General features: G+C 72.8%; 12 protein-coding genes and 1 other RNA gene. 5 read left to right on the forward strand and 8 right to left on the reverse strand.

The window, feature by feature from the left end:
• The first annotated feature begins 11 nt into the window (after positions 1–11).
• Positions 12–626 carry a hypothetical protein gene (locus Q0963_RS03405; RefSeq protein ID WP_299442543.1) on the forward strand — a complete coding sequence of 205 codons (615 nt, stop codon included), beginning with the start codon at positions 12–14 and terminating at the stop codon, positions 624–626.
• A gap of 42 nt (positions 627–668) precedes the next feature.
• On the opposite strand, the gene Q0963_RS03410 is transcribed toward Q0963_RS03405, so the two are convergent.
• Positions 669–1,013: a J domain-containing protein gene (locus Q0963_RS03410; protein WP_299442546.1), complete on the reverse strand. Its 345-nt coding sequence runs from the start codon at positions 1,011–1,013 to the stop codon at positions 669–671.
• A gap of 451 nt (positions 1,014–1,464) precedes the next feature.
• Entirely contained in the window at positions 1,465–1,896 is a 432-nt protein-coding gene (locus tag Q0963_RS03415) for an Hsp20/alpha crystallin family protein (protein ID WP_299442549.1), read from the reverse strand.
• 185 nt (positions 1,897–2,081) lie between these two features.
• On the opposite strand from Q0963_RS03415, the gene Q0963_RS03420 reads away from it, so the two are divergent.
• Together Q0963_RS03420 and ppdK are read left to right on the forward strand one after the other, a co-directional pair.
• Positions 2,082–2,405 (forward strand): MerR family transcriptional regulator, encoded by a 324-nt coding sequence (locus Q0963_RS03420; protein ID WP_299442552.1) that lies wholly within the window; start codon positions 2,082–2,084, stop codon positions 2,403–2,405.
• Between the two features lie 60 nt (positions 2,406–2,465).
• Positions 2,466–5,147: a pyruvate, phosphate dikinase gene (ppdK, locus tag Q0963_RS03425; RefSeq protein WP_299442555.1), complete on the forward strand. Its 2,682-nt coding sequence runs from the start codon at positions 2,466–2,468 to the stop codon at positions 5,145–5,147.
• On the opposite strand, the gene Q0963_RS03430 is transcribed toward ppdK, so the two are convergent.
• The 3 genes from Q0963_RS03430 to Q0963_RS03440 all read right to left on the reverse strand — a co-directional run bounded on the left by Q0963_RS03430 (position 5,072) and on the right by Q0963_RS03440 (position 7,377).
• Positions 5,072–5,977, reverse strand: a complete 906-nt coding sequence (locus Q0963_RS03430) for a phosphatase PAP2 family protein (protein ID WP_299442558.1) — start codon at positions 5,975–5,977, stop codon at positions 5,072–5,074. The two genes, ppdK and Q0963_RS03430, sit on opposite strands and share 76 nt — an antisense overlap.
• Before the next feature lie 75 nt (positions 5,978–6,052).
• Positions 6,053–6,421, reverse strand: a transfer-messenger RNA (tmRNA) gene (gene ssrA / locus Q0963_RS03435).
• 134 nt (positions 6,422–6,555) lie between these two features.
• On the reverse strand, positions 6,556–7,377 hold the full coding sequence (locus Q0963_RS03440) for a hypothetical protein (RefSeq protein ID WP_299442561.1): 822 nt from the start codon (positions 7,375–7,377) through the stop codon (positions 6,556–6,558).
• A gap of 166 nt (positions 7,378–7,543) precedes the next feature.
• Between Q0963_RS03440 and Q0963_RS03445 the strand changes: the two genes are divergently transcribed.
• Positions 7,544–10,924 carry a pyruvate carboxylase gene (locus tag Q0963_RS03445; RefSeq protein WP_299442564.1) on the forward strand — a complete coding sequence of 1,127 codons (3,381 nt, stop codon included), beginning with the start codon at positions 7,544–7,546 and terminating at the stop codon, positions 10,922–10,924.
• A gap of 127 nt (positions 10,925–11,051) precedes the next feature.
• Positions 11,052–11,225 carry a CsbD family protein gene (locus Q0963_RS03450; protein WP_299442567.1) on the forward strand — a complete coding sequence of 58 codons (174 nt, stop codon included), beginning with the start codon at positions 11,052–11,054 and terminating at the stop codon, positions 11,223–11,225.
• A gap of 57 nt (positions 11,226–11,282) precedes the next feature.
• Here the strand turns inward: Q0963_RS03450 and Q0963_RS03455 are convergent, their stop codons facing one another.
• From Q0963_RS03455 to Q0963_RS03465, 3 genes are read right to left on the reverse strand one after another with little or no spacing between them, the layout of a single operon-like run.
• Positions 11,283–13,253 (reverse strand): DUF2207 domain-containing protein, encoded by a 1,971-nt coding sequence (locus Q0963_RS03455; protein ID WP_299442570.1) that lies wholly within the window; start codon positions 13,251–13,253, stop codon positions 11,283–11,285.
• 1 nt (position 13,254) lies between these two features.
• Positions 13,255–13,731 (reverse strand): SsrA-binding protein SmpB, encoded by a 477-nt coding sequence (gene smpB, locus Q0963_RS03460; RefSeq protein ID WP_299442573.1) that lies wholly within the window; start codon positions 13,729–13,731, stop codon positions 13,255–13,257.
• A 59-nt stretch (positions 13,732–13,790) separates the two neighbouring features.
• A complete protein-coding gene (locus Q0963_RS03465) occupies positions 13,791–15,140 on the reverse strand; it encodes a M23 family metallopeptidase (protein WP_299442576.1) in 1,350 nt (449 codons plus the stop codon).
• Positions 15,141–15,195: the final 55 nt, after the last annotated feature.

Genomic DNA, 15,195 nt, shown 5'->3' on the forward strand with positions numbered 1-15,195 from the left:
CAGTGACCCGCATGACGTGGGTCGACGCCATCGGATGGTTCGGTTCCGCGCTGCTCGTGTTCAGCCTGCTCCAGGCGCGCATCCTGCGGCTGCGGGTGCTCAACACCATCGCCTGCGTCATCCTCACGGGCTTCAACGCCATCCTCGAGGTGTGGCCGATGGTCGCGATGAACATCGTGCTCGCCGGGATCAACCTGTACTTCATCGCGCGGATGCTGCGCGAGCGCGGCGACGAGCGCGCGTACGCGGTGCTGCCCGTCCGGGAGGACGACTCCTACCTCCAGCACTTCCTCGGCGTGTACCGGTCCGACATCGCGCGGTACTTCCCCGAGTTCGCCGGGGCAGCGGGCGAGGGCCGCTCGACCTACCTCGTCCAGCACGGCGACGAGACGGCCGGGGTCATCGTCGTCCGGGACGCCGGGGGTGGCACGGCCCAGGTGGAGCTCGACTACGTGACGCCCCGCTTCCGCGACTTCGCTCCGGGCGAGTTCGTGTTCCGCCGCTCGGGCCTGTTCCGCGACCGCGGGTTCACCCGCGTCCTCACCGCACCCGGGATGGTCGCGCCGTACTACGAGCGGCTCGGCTTCGCCCGCGACGGCGACCGCTACCGCCTCGAGCTGGCCTGACACCGCAGGTCGCCGGCGGGCCGGAGCGACCGGACGACACGGTCATCGGCTGGGGTGCCAGCGCACCGGGCCGGCCAGGATCGGCGGCTGGTCCGCACGGCCCGGGGTAGGGCGCGTGACGCGGATCCGGACGCGAGGCGCCGCAGTGGAGGCGGTGGTGCGGCGGTCGAAGCGGGCCCGGCTGGCCGGGTCGCCCAGGACCAGGTACGCGGCGATCGCCTGCTGGAGCGTGGCGTCGGAGACCGCGTCATCGGTCGGGTCGCCCGGCCGGCGCACGTCGGGGTGGTGCTGCCTCAGGAGCGCGAGGTAGGCGCGCCGGACCTCCTCCTGGGTCGCGTGCGCGGTGAGGCCCAGGACGGCGTACGGGTCGCTGCGGTCGGTGGTCATGACGCGGCCGAGGGGTCCTTCCACGGGTGGAGGCCTCGCCTGGGTCGCGAACCTGTACGCCGTCGAGGCGTGGGCGTCGCGCACGATGCGTCTGACGCGACTGTTCCGAACGCGGCCCAGGCGAGGGGTCTGGCAGTGGCTTCGTCGCCAGGGTGCCGGGTCACGGAGGTGACCGCTGCCGGCCCCGCAGTGCGCCACCCGGAGGCCGTGGCCGCCCCCTCGCGGCGCGGTCACCCGGCGGCGCCGGCTCCCGGGCCGCGTGGCCGGTGGTCGTCCACGAGCTCGCCGCGGGCGTGGCGGGTGGACGACTGGAGGGCCATCCCGCAGCGATGATCGCGTCGAACTCCGCTCGCAGCAGCTGGGCGTCGGCGTACACCAGCGCGAGGAAGTCGTCCTCCACCGCCGGTGTCGCCCCGTGGGTGGCCGCGGCCATGAGCCTCGTCCCCATGGGTCAGGCGCTGATGGCCTGCCGGCCCTCGTTCTTGCTGCTGATCTCGACCTTGCGTGGCTTGGCGTGCTCGGCGACGGGGATCTGCAGCGTGAGGACGCCACCGTCGTAGCCGGCCTCGATGTGCTCGGTGTCCAGGTTCTCCCCCAGGACGAGCTGGCGGCTGAACACACCGCGCGGACGTTCGGCGGCCACGAGCTCCGCGTCGCTCGCCCGGCCCGGGCGCTCGGCCCGGATCGTGACCACGTTGCGTTCGACGTCGATGTCGATCGAGTCCCGGCTCACGCCGGGCAGGTCGAGCTCGACGTAGAAGGTCTCGCCCTCACGCCAGGCGTCCATGAGCATGGCGGCGGGTCGGGCCATGGTGCCCTGCGGAGTGAGCAGCTGCTGGGTCAGTCGGTCCAGCTCACGGAAGGGGTCGGTGCGGATCAACACGGTCTTCACCTCCGTTGTGGTTGTGGTTCGTTGTGGTGGTGGTTCCTTGTGGTTGTGGTTCGCTGTGGTTGGCGAGGCCGGCGACCAGAGATCTGTAGCACTCGCCATAGATTTCTTCTAGCACTGCGGGCATACTTGCGCAAGAGGTCAGCGCAGGAAATTCTCTCGAGGAGGTTTCGCTCCCCATGACAGTGCCTGTTCCCGACGGCGACCGTGGCGTGTACGGGATCTCGGTGGCCGCCGACCTGGTCGGGATGGGGGTGCAGAACCTGCGGCTGTACGAGGCCCGCGGCCTGCTCGAGCCGCAGCGCACCGACGGCGGGACGCGCCGCTACAGCGCGAACGACCTGGACCGGCTCCGCCGGATCGGGGATCTGCTCGAGGCCGGTCTCAACCTGGCCGGCATCGGCATGGTCCTGCACCTGGAAGCGGAGAACGCCCGACTGCGTGGCGACCGGCGCGGCGCGGCTCGGAGTGATGGCCCGCGAGGGGGGCCCTCGCCGTACTAGAGTGGCGTCGAATACTACGATTCGTAGTAATCGACGTCGGCGGTGGAGGAGGCGAGAGCCGTGGGGCAGTTCGTCCACGACTTCGAGAACGGTTCGATGGACCAGAAGGACCTGCTCGGGGGTAAGGGGGCCAACCTCGCCGAGATGACCCGGCTCGGCATCCCGGTGCCGCCCGGCTTCACGATCACCACCGACGCCTGCCGCGTCTACCTCGAGTCCGGCGTCGTGCCCGACAGCCTGTGGGACGAGGTCGACGCGCACGTCGCCGGCCTCGAGGCGCGGATGGGGCGGCGCCTCGGGGACCCGGCGGACCCGCTGCTGGTGTCCGTGCGCTCAGGCGCGAAGTTCTCGATGCCGGGAATGATGGAGACCGTCCTCGACATCGGCCTCGGCCGCGCGGCGGTCGACGGCCTGGTCGCCGCCACCGGTGACGCCCGGTTCGCCTGGGACTCCTACCGCCGGCTCCTCCAGATGTTCGGCAAGACGGTGCTCGATGTCGACGGGGACCTCTTCGAGGCGGCGCTCGAGGCGGCCAAGGCGGCCCGGGGGGTCAGCGCCGACGTCGACCTCGACGCGGACGACCTGCGCGCCCTCGCGATGACCTTCGAGGAGATCGTCGAGGACGCCTCCGGCGCCCCGTTCCCCCAGGACCCGCACGAGCAGCTGCGGGCCGCCGTCATGGCGGTGTTCCGGTCCTGGAACTCCCCCCGGTCGGTGCTGTACCGGCGCCGGGAGCGCATCCCCGGCGACCTCGGGACCGCGGTCAACATCCAGGCCATGGTGTTCGGGAACCTCGGCGAGGGGTCCGGCTCCGGGGTCGCCTTCACCCGCGACCCGGCGACCGGCGAGCACGGCGTGTACGGCGACTACCTGCCCGACGCGCAGGGCGAGGACGTCGTCTCAGGGGTGCGCAACACCCTGAGCCTGACCGACCTCGAGCGCCTGGACCCGGCCGGCCACGCCGAGCTCCTCGAGATCATGACCCGCCTCGAGCGCCACTACCGCGACATGTGCGACATCGAGTTCACGGTGGAGCGTGGGCGGCTCTGGATGCTCCAGACCCGGGTCGGCAAGCGCACCGCCGAGGCCGCCTTCCGCATCGCGAGCGACCTCGTCGACGAGGGCGTCATCGACGAGGAGGAGGCGCTCCTGCGGGTGACCGGGGACCAGCTGGCCCAGCTGATGTTCCCCCACTTCACCCACGACGGGGAGCACGAGCCGGTGGCCGTCGGCATGAGCGCCTCCCCAGGCGCCGCCGTCGGTCGGGCCGTCTTCGACTCGAGCCGGGCCGTGGCCCTGGCCGAGCAGGGTGAGCCCGTCGTCCTCGTGCGCCGCGAGACCACCCCGGACGACCTGCACGGCATGGTCGCGGCCCGCGGCATCCTCACGAGCCGCGGCGGCAAGACCTCGCACGCCGCCGTCGTCGCCCGCGGGATGGGCCGAACCTGCGTGTGCGGCGCGGAGTCCCTCGAGGTCGACCTCGCCGGCCGCCGCCTCACGGCTCCGGGGGGCGAGGTCGTCACGGAGGGCGACGTCATCTCCATCGACGGCTCCACGGGTGAGATCTTCCTCGGCGAGGTCCCGGTCATCCCCTCCCCCGTCGTCCGCTACTTCGAGGGCGAGCTCGACCCCGCCGCGGCCGACGCCGCCCCGGTCGTCCGGGCCGTGCACCGGCTCATGACCGTCGCCGACCGGCTACGCCGCCTCCGGGTCCGGGCGAACGCGGACAACGCCGCCGACGCGGCCCGGGCGCGGCGCTTCGGCGCCGAGGGCATCGGGCTGGCCCGCACCGAGCACATGTTCCTCGGCGAGCGGCGGATCCTCGTCGAGCGGCTCGTGCTCGCCGAGACCGACGACGAGCGGCAGGCCGTCTTCGACGACCTGCTCCCGCTGCAGCGCGCCGACTTCGTCGAGCTGTTCGAGGCGATGGACGGGCTCCCCGTCATCGTCCGCCTGCTCGACCCCCCGCTCCACGAGTTCCTGCCGGACGTCACCGAGCTGTCGGTGCGGGTGGCGCTCGAGGACGAGCGCGGGGAGCACTCCGAGCGTCACGCCGCACTGCTGCGCGCGGTCCTGCGGCTCCACGAGCAGAACCCGATGCTCGGCCTGCGCGGCGTCCGGCTCGGGCTCGCCGTGCCCGGTCTCTTCGCGATGCAGGCCCGGGCCGTGCTGGAGGCGGCGGCCGGCGTCGTCGAGCGTGGCGGCTCGGCCCACCCCGAGATCATGATCCCGCTCGTCGGAGCGGTCCAGGAGCTCACCGCGATCCGGGAGGAGATCGACGCGGCGGCCCACGAGGCCCGGGTCGCCCACTCGGTGCACCTCGACCACAGCGTCGGCACGATGATCGAGCTGCCGCGGGCGGCCCTCACCGCGGGCGACCTCGCCGAGGCCGCCGACTTCTTCTCGTTCGGCACCAACGACCTCACCCAGACGGTGTGGGGCTTCTCGCGGGACGACGTCGAGGGGTCGTTCTTCTCCCGCTACCTCGACAAGGGCATCTTCGGGACCTCACCCTTCGAGACCCTCGACCGGGCGGGCGTCGGCCGGCTCGTCCAGATGGCCGCCTGGGAGGGGCGCGAGCGCCGCCCCGGCCTCGGGCTCGGCGTGTGCGGTGAGCACGGCGGCGACCCCGACTCCGTCCACTTCTTCCACGAGGCGGGCCTGGACTACGTGTCGTGCTCGCCGTTCCGGGTGCCCGTCGCGCGGCTCGAGGCGGGGCGCGCGGCCGTGGACGGCGGCTGACCCGAGCGACGCAGGGTGGCACGGACCCGATGCGCGGTGACCACCGTCGCGAGCCAGCCGAGCCCGAGGAGCCAGCCCGCGACGACGTCGGTGAGCCAGTGGTGGCCGAGGTACACCCGCGACAGGCCCATCGAGACGACGAAGAGGACGCCCGAGACGACGACGAGCCAGCGCAGCCACACGCGGGCCGACCCGAGCAGTGCGAGGTAGGCGAGCATCCCGATGAGGACCGTCGCGTTCAGGGTGTGCCCCGAGGGGAAGGACGGCGAGGACTCCAGCGGCGGCACGGCCAGGGTCACCGGCGGCCGCGAGCGGCCGATGAGGTCCTTGCCCACGATTGTCATGAGGACGGAGCCGGCCGCTGCCATGGCCATGAGCAGAACCGGGGTCCAGGAGCGCCGCACGACGGCCAGGGCTCCGGTCAGCGCGACGGCGAGGATGCTCATCCCGACGATGCCGCCGAGGTCGGTGAACGCGCCGACGGCGGCGTCGGCGCCCGGGGTGCGCAGGGCGACCATGGCGTCGAGCACGGGGCGGTCGAGGGTCTCCAGGCCCTCCTGGTCCAGTACCGCGTCGTAGACCTTGGCGGCGAGGAGGTCGAGGACGAGGACGAGCGCTCCCCCGACGAACGCCGTGACGACGAGAGCGAGGTTGTCGCGACCCCATCCCACGAGGCGGGCCAGCCGGGTCGCGGCCACGGTGACGAGCAGGACCAGCCACCGCCCGGCGACGGTGGGCCAGTCGGCGAGGTCACGCGCCCCGATGTGCTCCTCGTCGTGGCGCGGGACCGGCAGGCCGTGGGGGGCGGGTGGGCGGCCGGGGCGATCCATCCAGGCATTCAAGCAGCACGGCCCGGACCACGAGGTGGTCCGGGCCGTGGCTCGACAGCGTGGGAGTGACACCGATGGTGGAGGTGGCGGGAATCGAACCCGCGTCCACTGACGGGAGACCAGGGCTTCTCCGGGTGCAGTGCGCTGTGGATTTTTCTCGGCCCCGGGGCTCGCGCGCACACGTTCCCCGACAGGCCCAGCCGAGCAGGAGTCCCGCGTCGCCCCTCGGCATGACGACGCAGCAAGATCTCTAGCTGACGCTGGTGACTAGGCCGAGATCGAGCCTAGGCCAACGGACTTCGAGCTCGCTCAGGCGGCGAGGGCGAAGTCGGTGCGCTTGGAATCGGCACCTATTGGTTTGCACGGAGCGTTGTACGAGATGACCGTGCGTCCTCGACCCGCTTCCCACTGGACATCCGACCAATGTCGAAACCGATCACCCCCATGAGGGGCTCACTCCCACGCTGTTGAGTTGTGTGCCGGTGGCGACCGTGGCCGAACCACCGACCCCACCAGTATGCCGTCCAACGCCCGATGGACCCAACGGATTCCCCGGACCGGACCGCGGCGGGACCGGACTACGCGTTCTTCTTCGAGCTCGCGGAGGAGGACGAGCTCTTGGCGTCCTTTGTGGTCTGGCCCGGCGGTTGGGTGCCGTCGACGTACCCGTTGCCGTACCCGTTGGACTTGCCGTTGCCCGTGCCGTTGCCGTAGGCGTGGCCGTTGCCCTTCTTGTCCTTGTCCTTGCCGTTCCCGGTGGACGGGGGCTGGGGCGTCGGTGGCGGGGTGGGCGTGCTCTGCGGCGGCTTGGGCGGCTTCGGGGTGGTCGTCGGCGGCTTCGGCGGCTTCGGGGTGGTCGTCGGCGGCTTGGGCGGCTTCGGGGTCGTCGTCGGCGGCTTCGGCGGCTTCGGGGTCGTCGTCGGCGGCTTCGGGGTGGACTTCGGCGGCTTCGGCGGCTCGGGCGTGGTGACCGGCGGCGTGATCGGCGGCGTGATCGTGTCGGGGGTCTCGGGTCCGGGCGGCAGGTCGGTGGGCCCCGGGACGACACGCTGGGGCCAGGGCATGTCGGTGGACTGCGGCTGCCACGGCTCGGTCTCGTCGGTCGTCGTCTCGGTGGGCGGCGTGGCGGGCTCGTCCTCCGGCGGCGTCGTGGGCGCCGGCTCCGGGGTGGTGCCGGGGCCCGGAGGCGTCACGGGGCTGGGCCGTAGCGGAGGGGGCAGCACGGGCCCCTCGGAGGCGATGATGGAGGGCGTCTGCCCCAGGATCCCGAGGCCGGCCATGACCTCGGGCTGGAAGACGAGGGTGCCCGTGAGGGTGGCGACGCCGGCACATGCGACACCCACGGCCGTCAGCGCGTTCGTCCGCGCCGAGGCCGGGTGTCGCTGCCCGGGCTGAGCCATACCATGCAGCGTATCCGTGCGCAGCGGAATCGGGGCATCGGCCGAAGGGCCCAGGGCCCACACCCCGGGTCGGGGAGCGCCGGTCCACGTCGGGAACGACCCGCCCGTCCCGACGGATCCCTCACTAGGGTTGGGCCGTTCCGCGCCCCGACCCGGAGGTCCTGCCGTGTTCCAGAAGATCCTCGTCGCCAACCGCGGTGAGATCGCCGTCCGCGCCTTCCGGGCCGCGACCGAGCTCGGCGCCAAGACCGTCGCGGTGTTCCCGCACGAGGACCGCACCTCCGAGCACCGCCTCAAGGCCGACGAGTCGTACCAGATCGGCGAGGAGGGCCACCCGGTGCGGGCCTACCTCGACCACGAGAACATCGTGCGGGTGGCCGTCGAGTGCGGCGCCGACGCCATCTACCCCGGGTACGGGTTCCTGTCCGAGAACCCCGACCTGGCCGAGGCCTGCGCCGCCAACGGCATCACCTTCATCGGCCCGCCGGCTTCGGCCCTGCACCTCGCCGGCAACAAGGCCCGGGCCATCGCCGCGGCCCGGGAGGCGGGGCTGCCGACGTTGCGCGGCGCCGAGCCGACGACCGACCTCGACGCCCTCACCGCCGCCGCCGAGGAGATCGGCTTCCCGGTCTTCGTCAAGGCCGTGTCCGGCGGCGGCGGTCGCGGGATGCGCCGGGTCGACGACCCGAAGACCCTGCGCGAGTCGCTGGAGGCGGCCCAGCGCGAGGCCGACGCCGCCTTCGGCGACCCGACGCTCTACCTCGAGGAGGCCGTGGTCCGCCCCCGGCACATCGAGGTCCAGATCCTCGCCGACGCCGAGGGCACCGTCCTGCACCTGTACGAGCGGGACTGCTCGGTCCAGCGGCGCCACCAGAAGGTCGTCGAGATCGCCCCCGCACCCAACCTCGACCCGGCGCTGCGGGACCGCATGTGCGCCGACGCGGTGGCGTTCGCGCGGGCCATCGGCTACCGCAACGCCGGCACGGTCGAGTTCCTGCTCGGGGAGGACGGCCGCTACGTCTTCATCGAGATGAACCCCCGCATCCAGGTCGAGCACACGGTCACCGAGGAGGTCACCGACATCGACCTCGTCGCGTCCCAGATGCGGATCGCCAGTGGGGAGACCTTCGAGCGGCTCGACCTGCGCCAGGAGGACATCCGGACCCGCGGGTTCGCGATGCAGTGCCGGATCACGACCGAGGACCCGGCCAACGGCTTCCGCCCGGACGCCGGCCAGATCACGGTCTACCGGTCGGCCGGCGGCGGCGGGGTCCGGCTCGACGGCGGCACCGTCTTCGTCGGGGCGCAGGTGAGCCCGCACTTCGACTCGATGCTCGTCAAGCTGATCTGCCGCGGTCGGGACTTCTTCACCGCGGTCCGACGCGCCCGGCGCGCCCTGGCGGAGTTCCGCATCCGCGGCGTCTCGACGAACATCCCGTTCCTCGAGGCCGTGCTCGACGACCCCACCTTCCAGCGCGGTGAGGCCACGACCGGGTTCATCGACGAGCGCCCCGAGCTGCTCGAGGCGCGCACCCCGGCCGACCGCGGCACCAAGCTGCTCCAGTACCTCGCCGACGTCACGGTGAACCAGCCGCACGGCCCGGCGACGACCCACCTCACCCCCCGCACCAAGCTGCCCCCGCTCGACACCGACGCTCCGCTGCCGCCGGGGACCCGCGACCTGCTGCAGCGCGTCGGCCCGGCCGAGTTCGCCCGTCAGCTGCGCGCGCGCACCGACGTGCCGGTCACCGACACGACGTTCCGCGACGCCCACCAGAGCCTGCTCGCGACCCGGATGCGGACCCCGGACCTGCTGCACGTCGCCGGCCACGTGGCCCGCACGACGCCGCAGCTGCTGTCGATGGAGGCCTGGGGCGGCGCCACCTACGACGTCGCGCTCCGCTTCCTGCACGAGGACCCCTGGGAGCGGCTCGCCCTGCTGCGCGAGGCGATGCCCAACATCCCCCTCCAGATGCTGCTGCGCGGCCGCAACACCGTCGGGTACACCCCCTACCCCACGAAGGTCACTGACGCCTTCGTCCACGAGGCGGCCCGGACCGGCCTCGACATCTTCCGGATCTTCGACTCCCTCAACGACGTCGAGCAGATGCGACCCGCCGTCGACGCCGTGCTCGAGACCGGCACCGCGGTCGCCGAGGTCGCCCTCTGCTACACCGGCAACCTCCTCGACCCGCGCGAGGAGCTCTACACCCTCGACTACTACCTGCGGCTCGCCGAGAAGATCGTCGGTACTGGGGCGCACGTCCTGGCGATCAAGGACATGGCCGGCCTGCTGCGGGCCCCGGCCGCCCGCCGCCTCGTGACGGCCCTGCGCGAGAACTTCGACCTGCCCGTGCACCTGCACACCCACGACACCGCGGGCGGTCAGATCGGCACGCTCCTCGCGGCCATCGACGCCGGGGTCGACGCCGTCGACGCCGCGACCGCGACCATGTCGGGGACGACGAGCCAGCCCAGCCTGTCGGCGCTGGTCGCCGCGACGGACCACACCGACCGGCCCACCGGTCTCGACCTCGACGCCGTGTTCGCCCTGGAGCCCTACTGGGAGGCCGTGCGTCACCTCTACCGGCCCTTCGAGTCCGGGCTCGCCTCCCCCACGGGCCGCGTCTACGTCCACGAGATCCCCGGCGGCCAGCTCTCGAACCTGCGCCAGCAGGCGATCGCCCTGGGCCTCGGCGACCGTTTCGAGGACATCGAGGACATGTACGCGGCGGCCAACGCCATCCTCGGCAACCTCGTCAAGGTCACCCCGTCCAGCAAGGTCGTCGGTGACCTCGCCCTCGCTCTCGTCGGTGCCGGCGCCGACCCGGCGGACTTCGAGGAGAACCCGACGAAGTACGACATCCCCGACTCGGTCATCGGCTTCCTCGGCGGCGAGCTCGGCGACCCGCCCGGAGGCTGGCCCGAGCCGTTCCGGACCAAGGCCCTCCAGGGGCGCACCGTCAAGCCCCGGGTCACCGAGCTCACCCCCGAGCAGGAGGAGTCGCTCGTCACCGACACCCGGCGCACGCTCAACCACCTGCTCTTCCCCGGCCCGTCGGCGGACTACGAGCAGACCCGGGACCTGTACGGCGACCTGTCGGTGCTCGGCACGATCGAGTTCCTCCACGGGCTCGAGTACAACGTCGAGTACGAGGCCGAGATCGAGGCCGGCAAGCGGCTGCTGCTCGGCATCAGCTCGGTCGGCGAGGCGGACCGCCAGGGCATGCGCACCGTCATGTGCACCCTCAACGGCCAGTTCCGGCCCGTGCAGGTACGCGACCGCTCCATCGAGGCCGAGACCAAGGCCGCCGAGAAGGCCGACCCCGCCAAGCCCGGGCACGTCCCCGCCCCGTTCGCCGGGGTCGTCACCGCCACGGTGGCCGAGGGCGACCCGGTCGAGGCCGGCGCGGTCGTCGCGACGATCGAGGCGATGAAGATGGAGGCCAACATCACGACCCCCACCGGTGGCACCGTCGAGCGGCTCGCCATCGACGGGCACCAGCAGGTGGAGGGCGGCGACCTCGTCGTCGTCATCGCGCCCTAGCGTCGCCGGCGGCCGCGAAACCGCCGTGCACCGATCCACCCGCTGCGCCGGGCGACCGTCGTACCGTGACGGGACCGCACCGGGTCAAGAAACGGCTTCGTGCCCCGACGAGTGGATGGAGACCATCATGGGATTCGACGACAAGCTGGAGAACACCGCACGCGACGCCGAGGGGAAGGCCAAGGAGGCCGCCGGCAAGGCCACCGACGACGAGCGCCTCGAGGCCGAGGGCCGGACCGAGCAGTCGGAGGCCGACCTGCGGTCCGCCGGCGAGAAGGTGAAGGACGCCTTCAAGCACTGACCCCCGCCAGGGAGCAGACCGGGCCGCCCCGCACGGGGCGGCCCGGTGTCGTGCCCGCTACCAGCTGCCGCCGGAGGACCCGCCGCCGCCGCCACCGCTGAAGCCCCCGCCGCCGCTGAAGCCCGAGGACCCCGACGACCCGGGCGTCGAGACGAACGTGCCGGCGGCGACGGTGGAGAACGAGTCCATGCTCGACGCCACCCCCCGGAAGCCGGCGTCGCCCCAGGACCCCGCGTACCACCACGGGCTCGCGACGACGTGGCCCGCGGCGGCCGCTGCGGTCGCGACCTCCTCGAACACCTCGGCCCAGCGGTCGGCGACCCCGAAGACGATCGCGTAGGGCAGGTAGCGGCTGAAGACGTCCTGGGCCTCCTCCCACCGGATCTGGTTCGCCTCGGCGGTCGTGAGGTAGCGCTCGAAGCCACGGGCCTGGGCGAGCACCGCGGACCCCTCGGCGGTCCGGGCGGCCATCCGGCGGCCGAGCGAGCGCACGACGAGGCCTGCCACGACGAGGCCGCCGAACAGGACCCAACCGGGGTTCACCGGGTAGTCCGCCTCGGCGAACACCCCCGCCATCGGGCCGACGGCGAAGAAGAACCCCAGCACCCCGAGCCCCATGAGGGCGGTCCCCAGCCCCACCCAGCCGGCGCGTTGCCGCTCGGGGCTGCGCCGGAACCAGCCCCGCTCGACGACCTCCTCGTACATCAGCCGCTGGACGGCCTCGAGCGTCGGCTTGAAGTGGTTCTTCAGCGACGAGAGGCGGACGGCCTCGCCGCCGGCGAACAGTGCGTCGAGCAGGACCTGCTCGTAGCCGGCGAGCGGCGCGGCCGTGGCGGGCGGGGCGGCGCGGGTGAGCACCCAGTCGTCGGACCGGAACGTCCCCCGGTCCTCCCGGGCGATGGTCAGGTGCCCGCGCACGGCGAGGTCGACGATCGTCGCGCTCACGTCGACGACGTTGGCCTCCTCGTCGACGACGGTGCCGACGAGGCCCGGCTGGACCCCCGACGGGGCGGTGAACTGCACCGCGACGGTCGGCTGCGCCCCGCCGTAGACCACCTGGGCCTCCTCGCCGCGCCCGGGCGAGAGGCCCGGGGTCAGCCCGGCGTACTGCTCGTCCCGCCCGCGGGTCCACACGAGCAGACCCATGAGGGCCGCCGCCAGGAGCGGCACGAGGATGCCGGCGCCGACGGTCAGCCCCGCCAGGGCCCGGGACACCGCCGGCGGCACGCTGCTGCCGCTGGAGGACTCCGCGCTGCCGGTGCGCAGGTCGGGCGCGAGGTCGCCGAAGGCCTCGCGGGGGAAGGCCGCCACGACGGAGGCGCCCTCGTCGGCCGCGAGGTCGGGGATGCTGAAGGTGGCGGTGGGGCCGGCCGTCGCCTCGCACGCCGTGGTGGACCCGGACGGGCCGTAGAAGCAGGCGGCCCGGGTGACGTCCGCGGGCCCGCTGACGGTGGCCCGCACGTCACGCTGCGGGAAGGTGCTCGCCGGGTCGACGACGTCGTAGTAGACCTCGGCAGTGCCGTCACCGATGTCGTTGACGAGGTGGGCGAGCCGGTAGCGCACGACGTACCGCGCGGTCCCCGTCACCGTCTCGGACGGGCTGCCGATGCGGATCTTGCGGAAGGCCCCGAAGTCCTGGACGACGATGTCGGTGGGCGCCCCCGTGGGCGAGCTGACCTCGACCCCGGACAGCTCGTAGTACCGGTACTCGCTCTCGCTGTCCTGGTACCCGGCCCGGACGCGCACATTGCGGTAGATGCCGTGCCGCTCCTCGCCGTCGGGGAAGCGCCAGGTGATGTCCTCGGTGACGACGACCGAGCCGTCCTCCTGGGCCTCGATGCGTGTGTGGAGCGCGTCCGCCTGCTCCTCGGCCGCGAGGGCAGACGGCAGTGCGGCGCCCCAGGCGCCCAGGCCGGGGGCCGCCGGCTCGGCGGACGCCGCCGGAGCGCCGATCAGGGCGAGCGTGGCCAGCAGGAGGCCGGCCAGGGCCGTGCGCGCCCCCCGGGTCGACCCGCCCGCGGCGGACATGTCAGGCCTCGCCGCGGCGCCGGGCGGCGATGGCGCGGTCGGCCTCGCGCCGGTCCTGGCGTTCCCGGAGCGAGTGCCGCTTGTCGTAGGACTTCTTGCCGGTGACGACGGCGATCTCGACCTTCGCGCGGCCGTCCTTGAAGTAGAGCGACAACGGCACCACGGTGCGCCCGGACTCGCGGGTGGCGTGGGCGATCTTCTCGAGCTCGCGGCGGTGCAGCAGCAGCTTGCGCTTGCGCCGCGGCGTGTGGTTGGTCCAGGTGCCGTTGAGGTACTCGGGGATGTGGACGCCCTCGAGCCACAGCTCGTCCCGGTCGAAGCCGGCCCACCCGTCGACGAGCGAGGCGCGGCCCATCCGTAGGGCCTTCACCTCGGTACCCATGAGGACCAGGCCCGCCTCGTACGTGTCCTCGATGAGGTAGTCGTGACGGGCCTTGCGGTTGCTCGCGACGAGCTTCTTCCCGGTCTCCTTGGCCACGACAGGTCAGGCTACCCGCCGGCCGGCCCCCGGCACCTGCGGGTTCCCGCGGCGCCTGGTCAGCCCAGGGTGTTGAGCCACTTGCGGGGGTCGACGAAGTCGCCGTTCTCGAGGGTCTCGAAGTGCAGGTGGCAGCCGGTGGACGTCCCGGTGTCCCCGACGTAGCCGATGAGCTGCCCGCGGCTGACGCTGCCCCCGCCGACGGTGACCCGCGACAGGTGGTTGTAGGCGCTGGCCAGCCCGACGTTGCTCTGCAGGCCGTGGTCGATGACGACGCGGTTGCCGTAGCCCCCGCCCCAGCCGGCCATGATGACCGAGCCCGACGCCGAGGCGTACACCGGCACGCCGCAGTTGGCGGCGTAGTCGCGGCCGGAGTGCAGCCGCCAGTACTTGTACACGGGGTGGAAGCGCATGCCGTACTCCGAGCTGACCCACCCGCTGCGCACCGGCCGGCTGAGGACCCCGGACGAGGACGACCCGCCGCTGGAGGAGCCGCCGCTGGAGGAGCCACTGGAGGACCCGCTGCTCGAGCTGCCCTGCTGCTTGCGCTTCTTCTCGGCCGCCGCCCGGCGCTTGGCCTCGGCCGCCGCGGCAGCGGCGGCCCGGGCGCGGGCCTCGGCCGCGCGCTTGGCGAGGATCTTCTTGAGGCGGGACTGCTCGGCCTGCATCTGCTTGAGCTGCTTCTTGTCCGCGGCGAGCTGGTCCTCGTAGGACTTGGCCTGCTTCTCCTGGCTGGCGGCGAGCGCGTCGAGCTGTGCCTTCGCCGCGGCAGCCGCGTCGCGGGCCTTCTCGGCCCGGGCGAGGGCGGCCTCGGCGGCCTTCTTCTTCGCCGCGGAGTCCGCTCGCAGCGCCGAGAGGTGGTCCTCGAGCGCGGTGAGGTTGGCCTGCTCGGTCGTCAGCCGCGCCATGGTGCTCGTCTGCACGTCGAGCACGGTGTCGACCATCGCGAGGCGGTCCGCGAAGTCCTGCGGCTCGGTGCTCGACAGCGCGACGTCGAGCTGACCGAAGCCCTGCTCCTGGTAGATCTGCGCCGCGAACTGCGCGATCCGCTTGCGGCCTGCGGCGACCTCGGCGGTCGCGGACTTCAGGTCGGTCCGGGCCTTGGCCTCGTTGGCACGCGCGACCTCGAGCTCCTGGGTCGCGACGGCCTGCGCGTGGTCGGCCGCCTCGGCGGCGGCGCGGGCCTTCTCGAGGACGGTGCGGGCGGCGGGCAGCTTGTCCTGGGTCGCCTTGAGGTTCTTGTAGGCCTTCGACAGGGCCGCACTCGTCTCGTCGAGGTGGTCCTCGAGCTGGTTGATCTTGCGGTCGACGCTCTTCTTCTGCGCGCCCGGGTCCGGCGCGGCAGGAGCCGGTAGGGCTCCCGTCGTGAGGAGCCCGGCGGAGCAGACCAGGGCCGCGCCGGCCCCCACGAGACGCCTCGGGGCGCGAGCAAGTGCACGGTCACGACGTCCCATAGTCACCATT

Origin of the sequence: uncultured Phycicoccus sp., assembly GCF_947495705.1 — a bacterium.
GTDB lineage: Bacteria > Actinomycetota > Actinomycetes > Actinomycetales > Dermatophilaceae > Phycicoccus.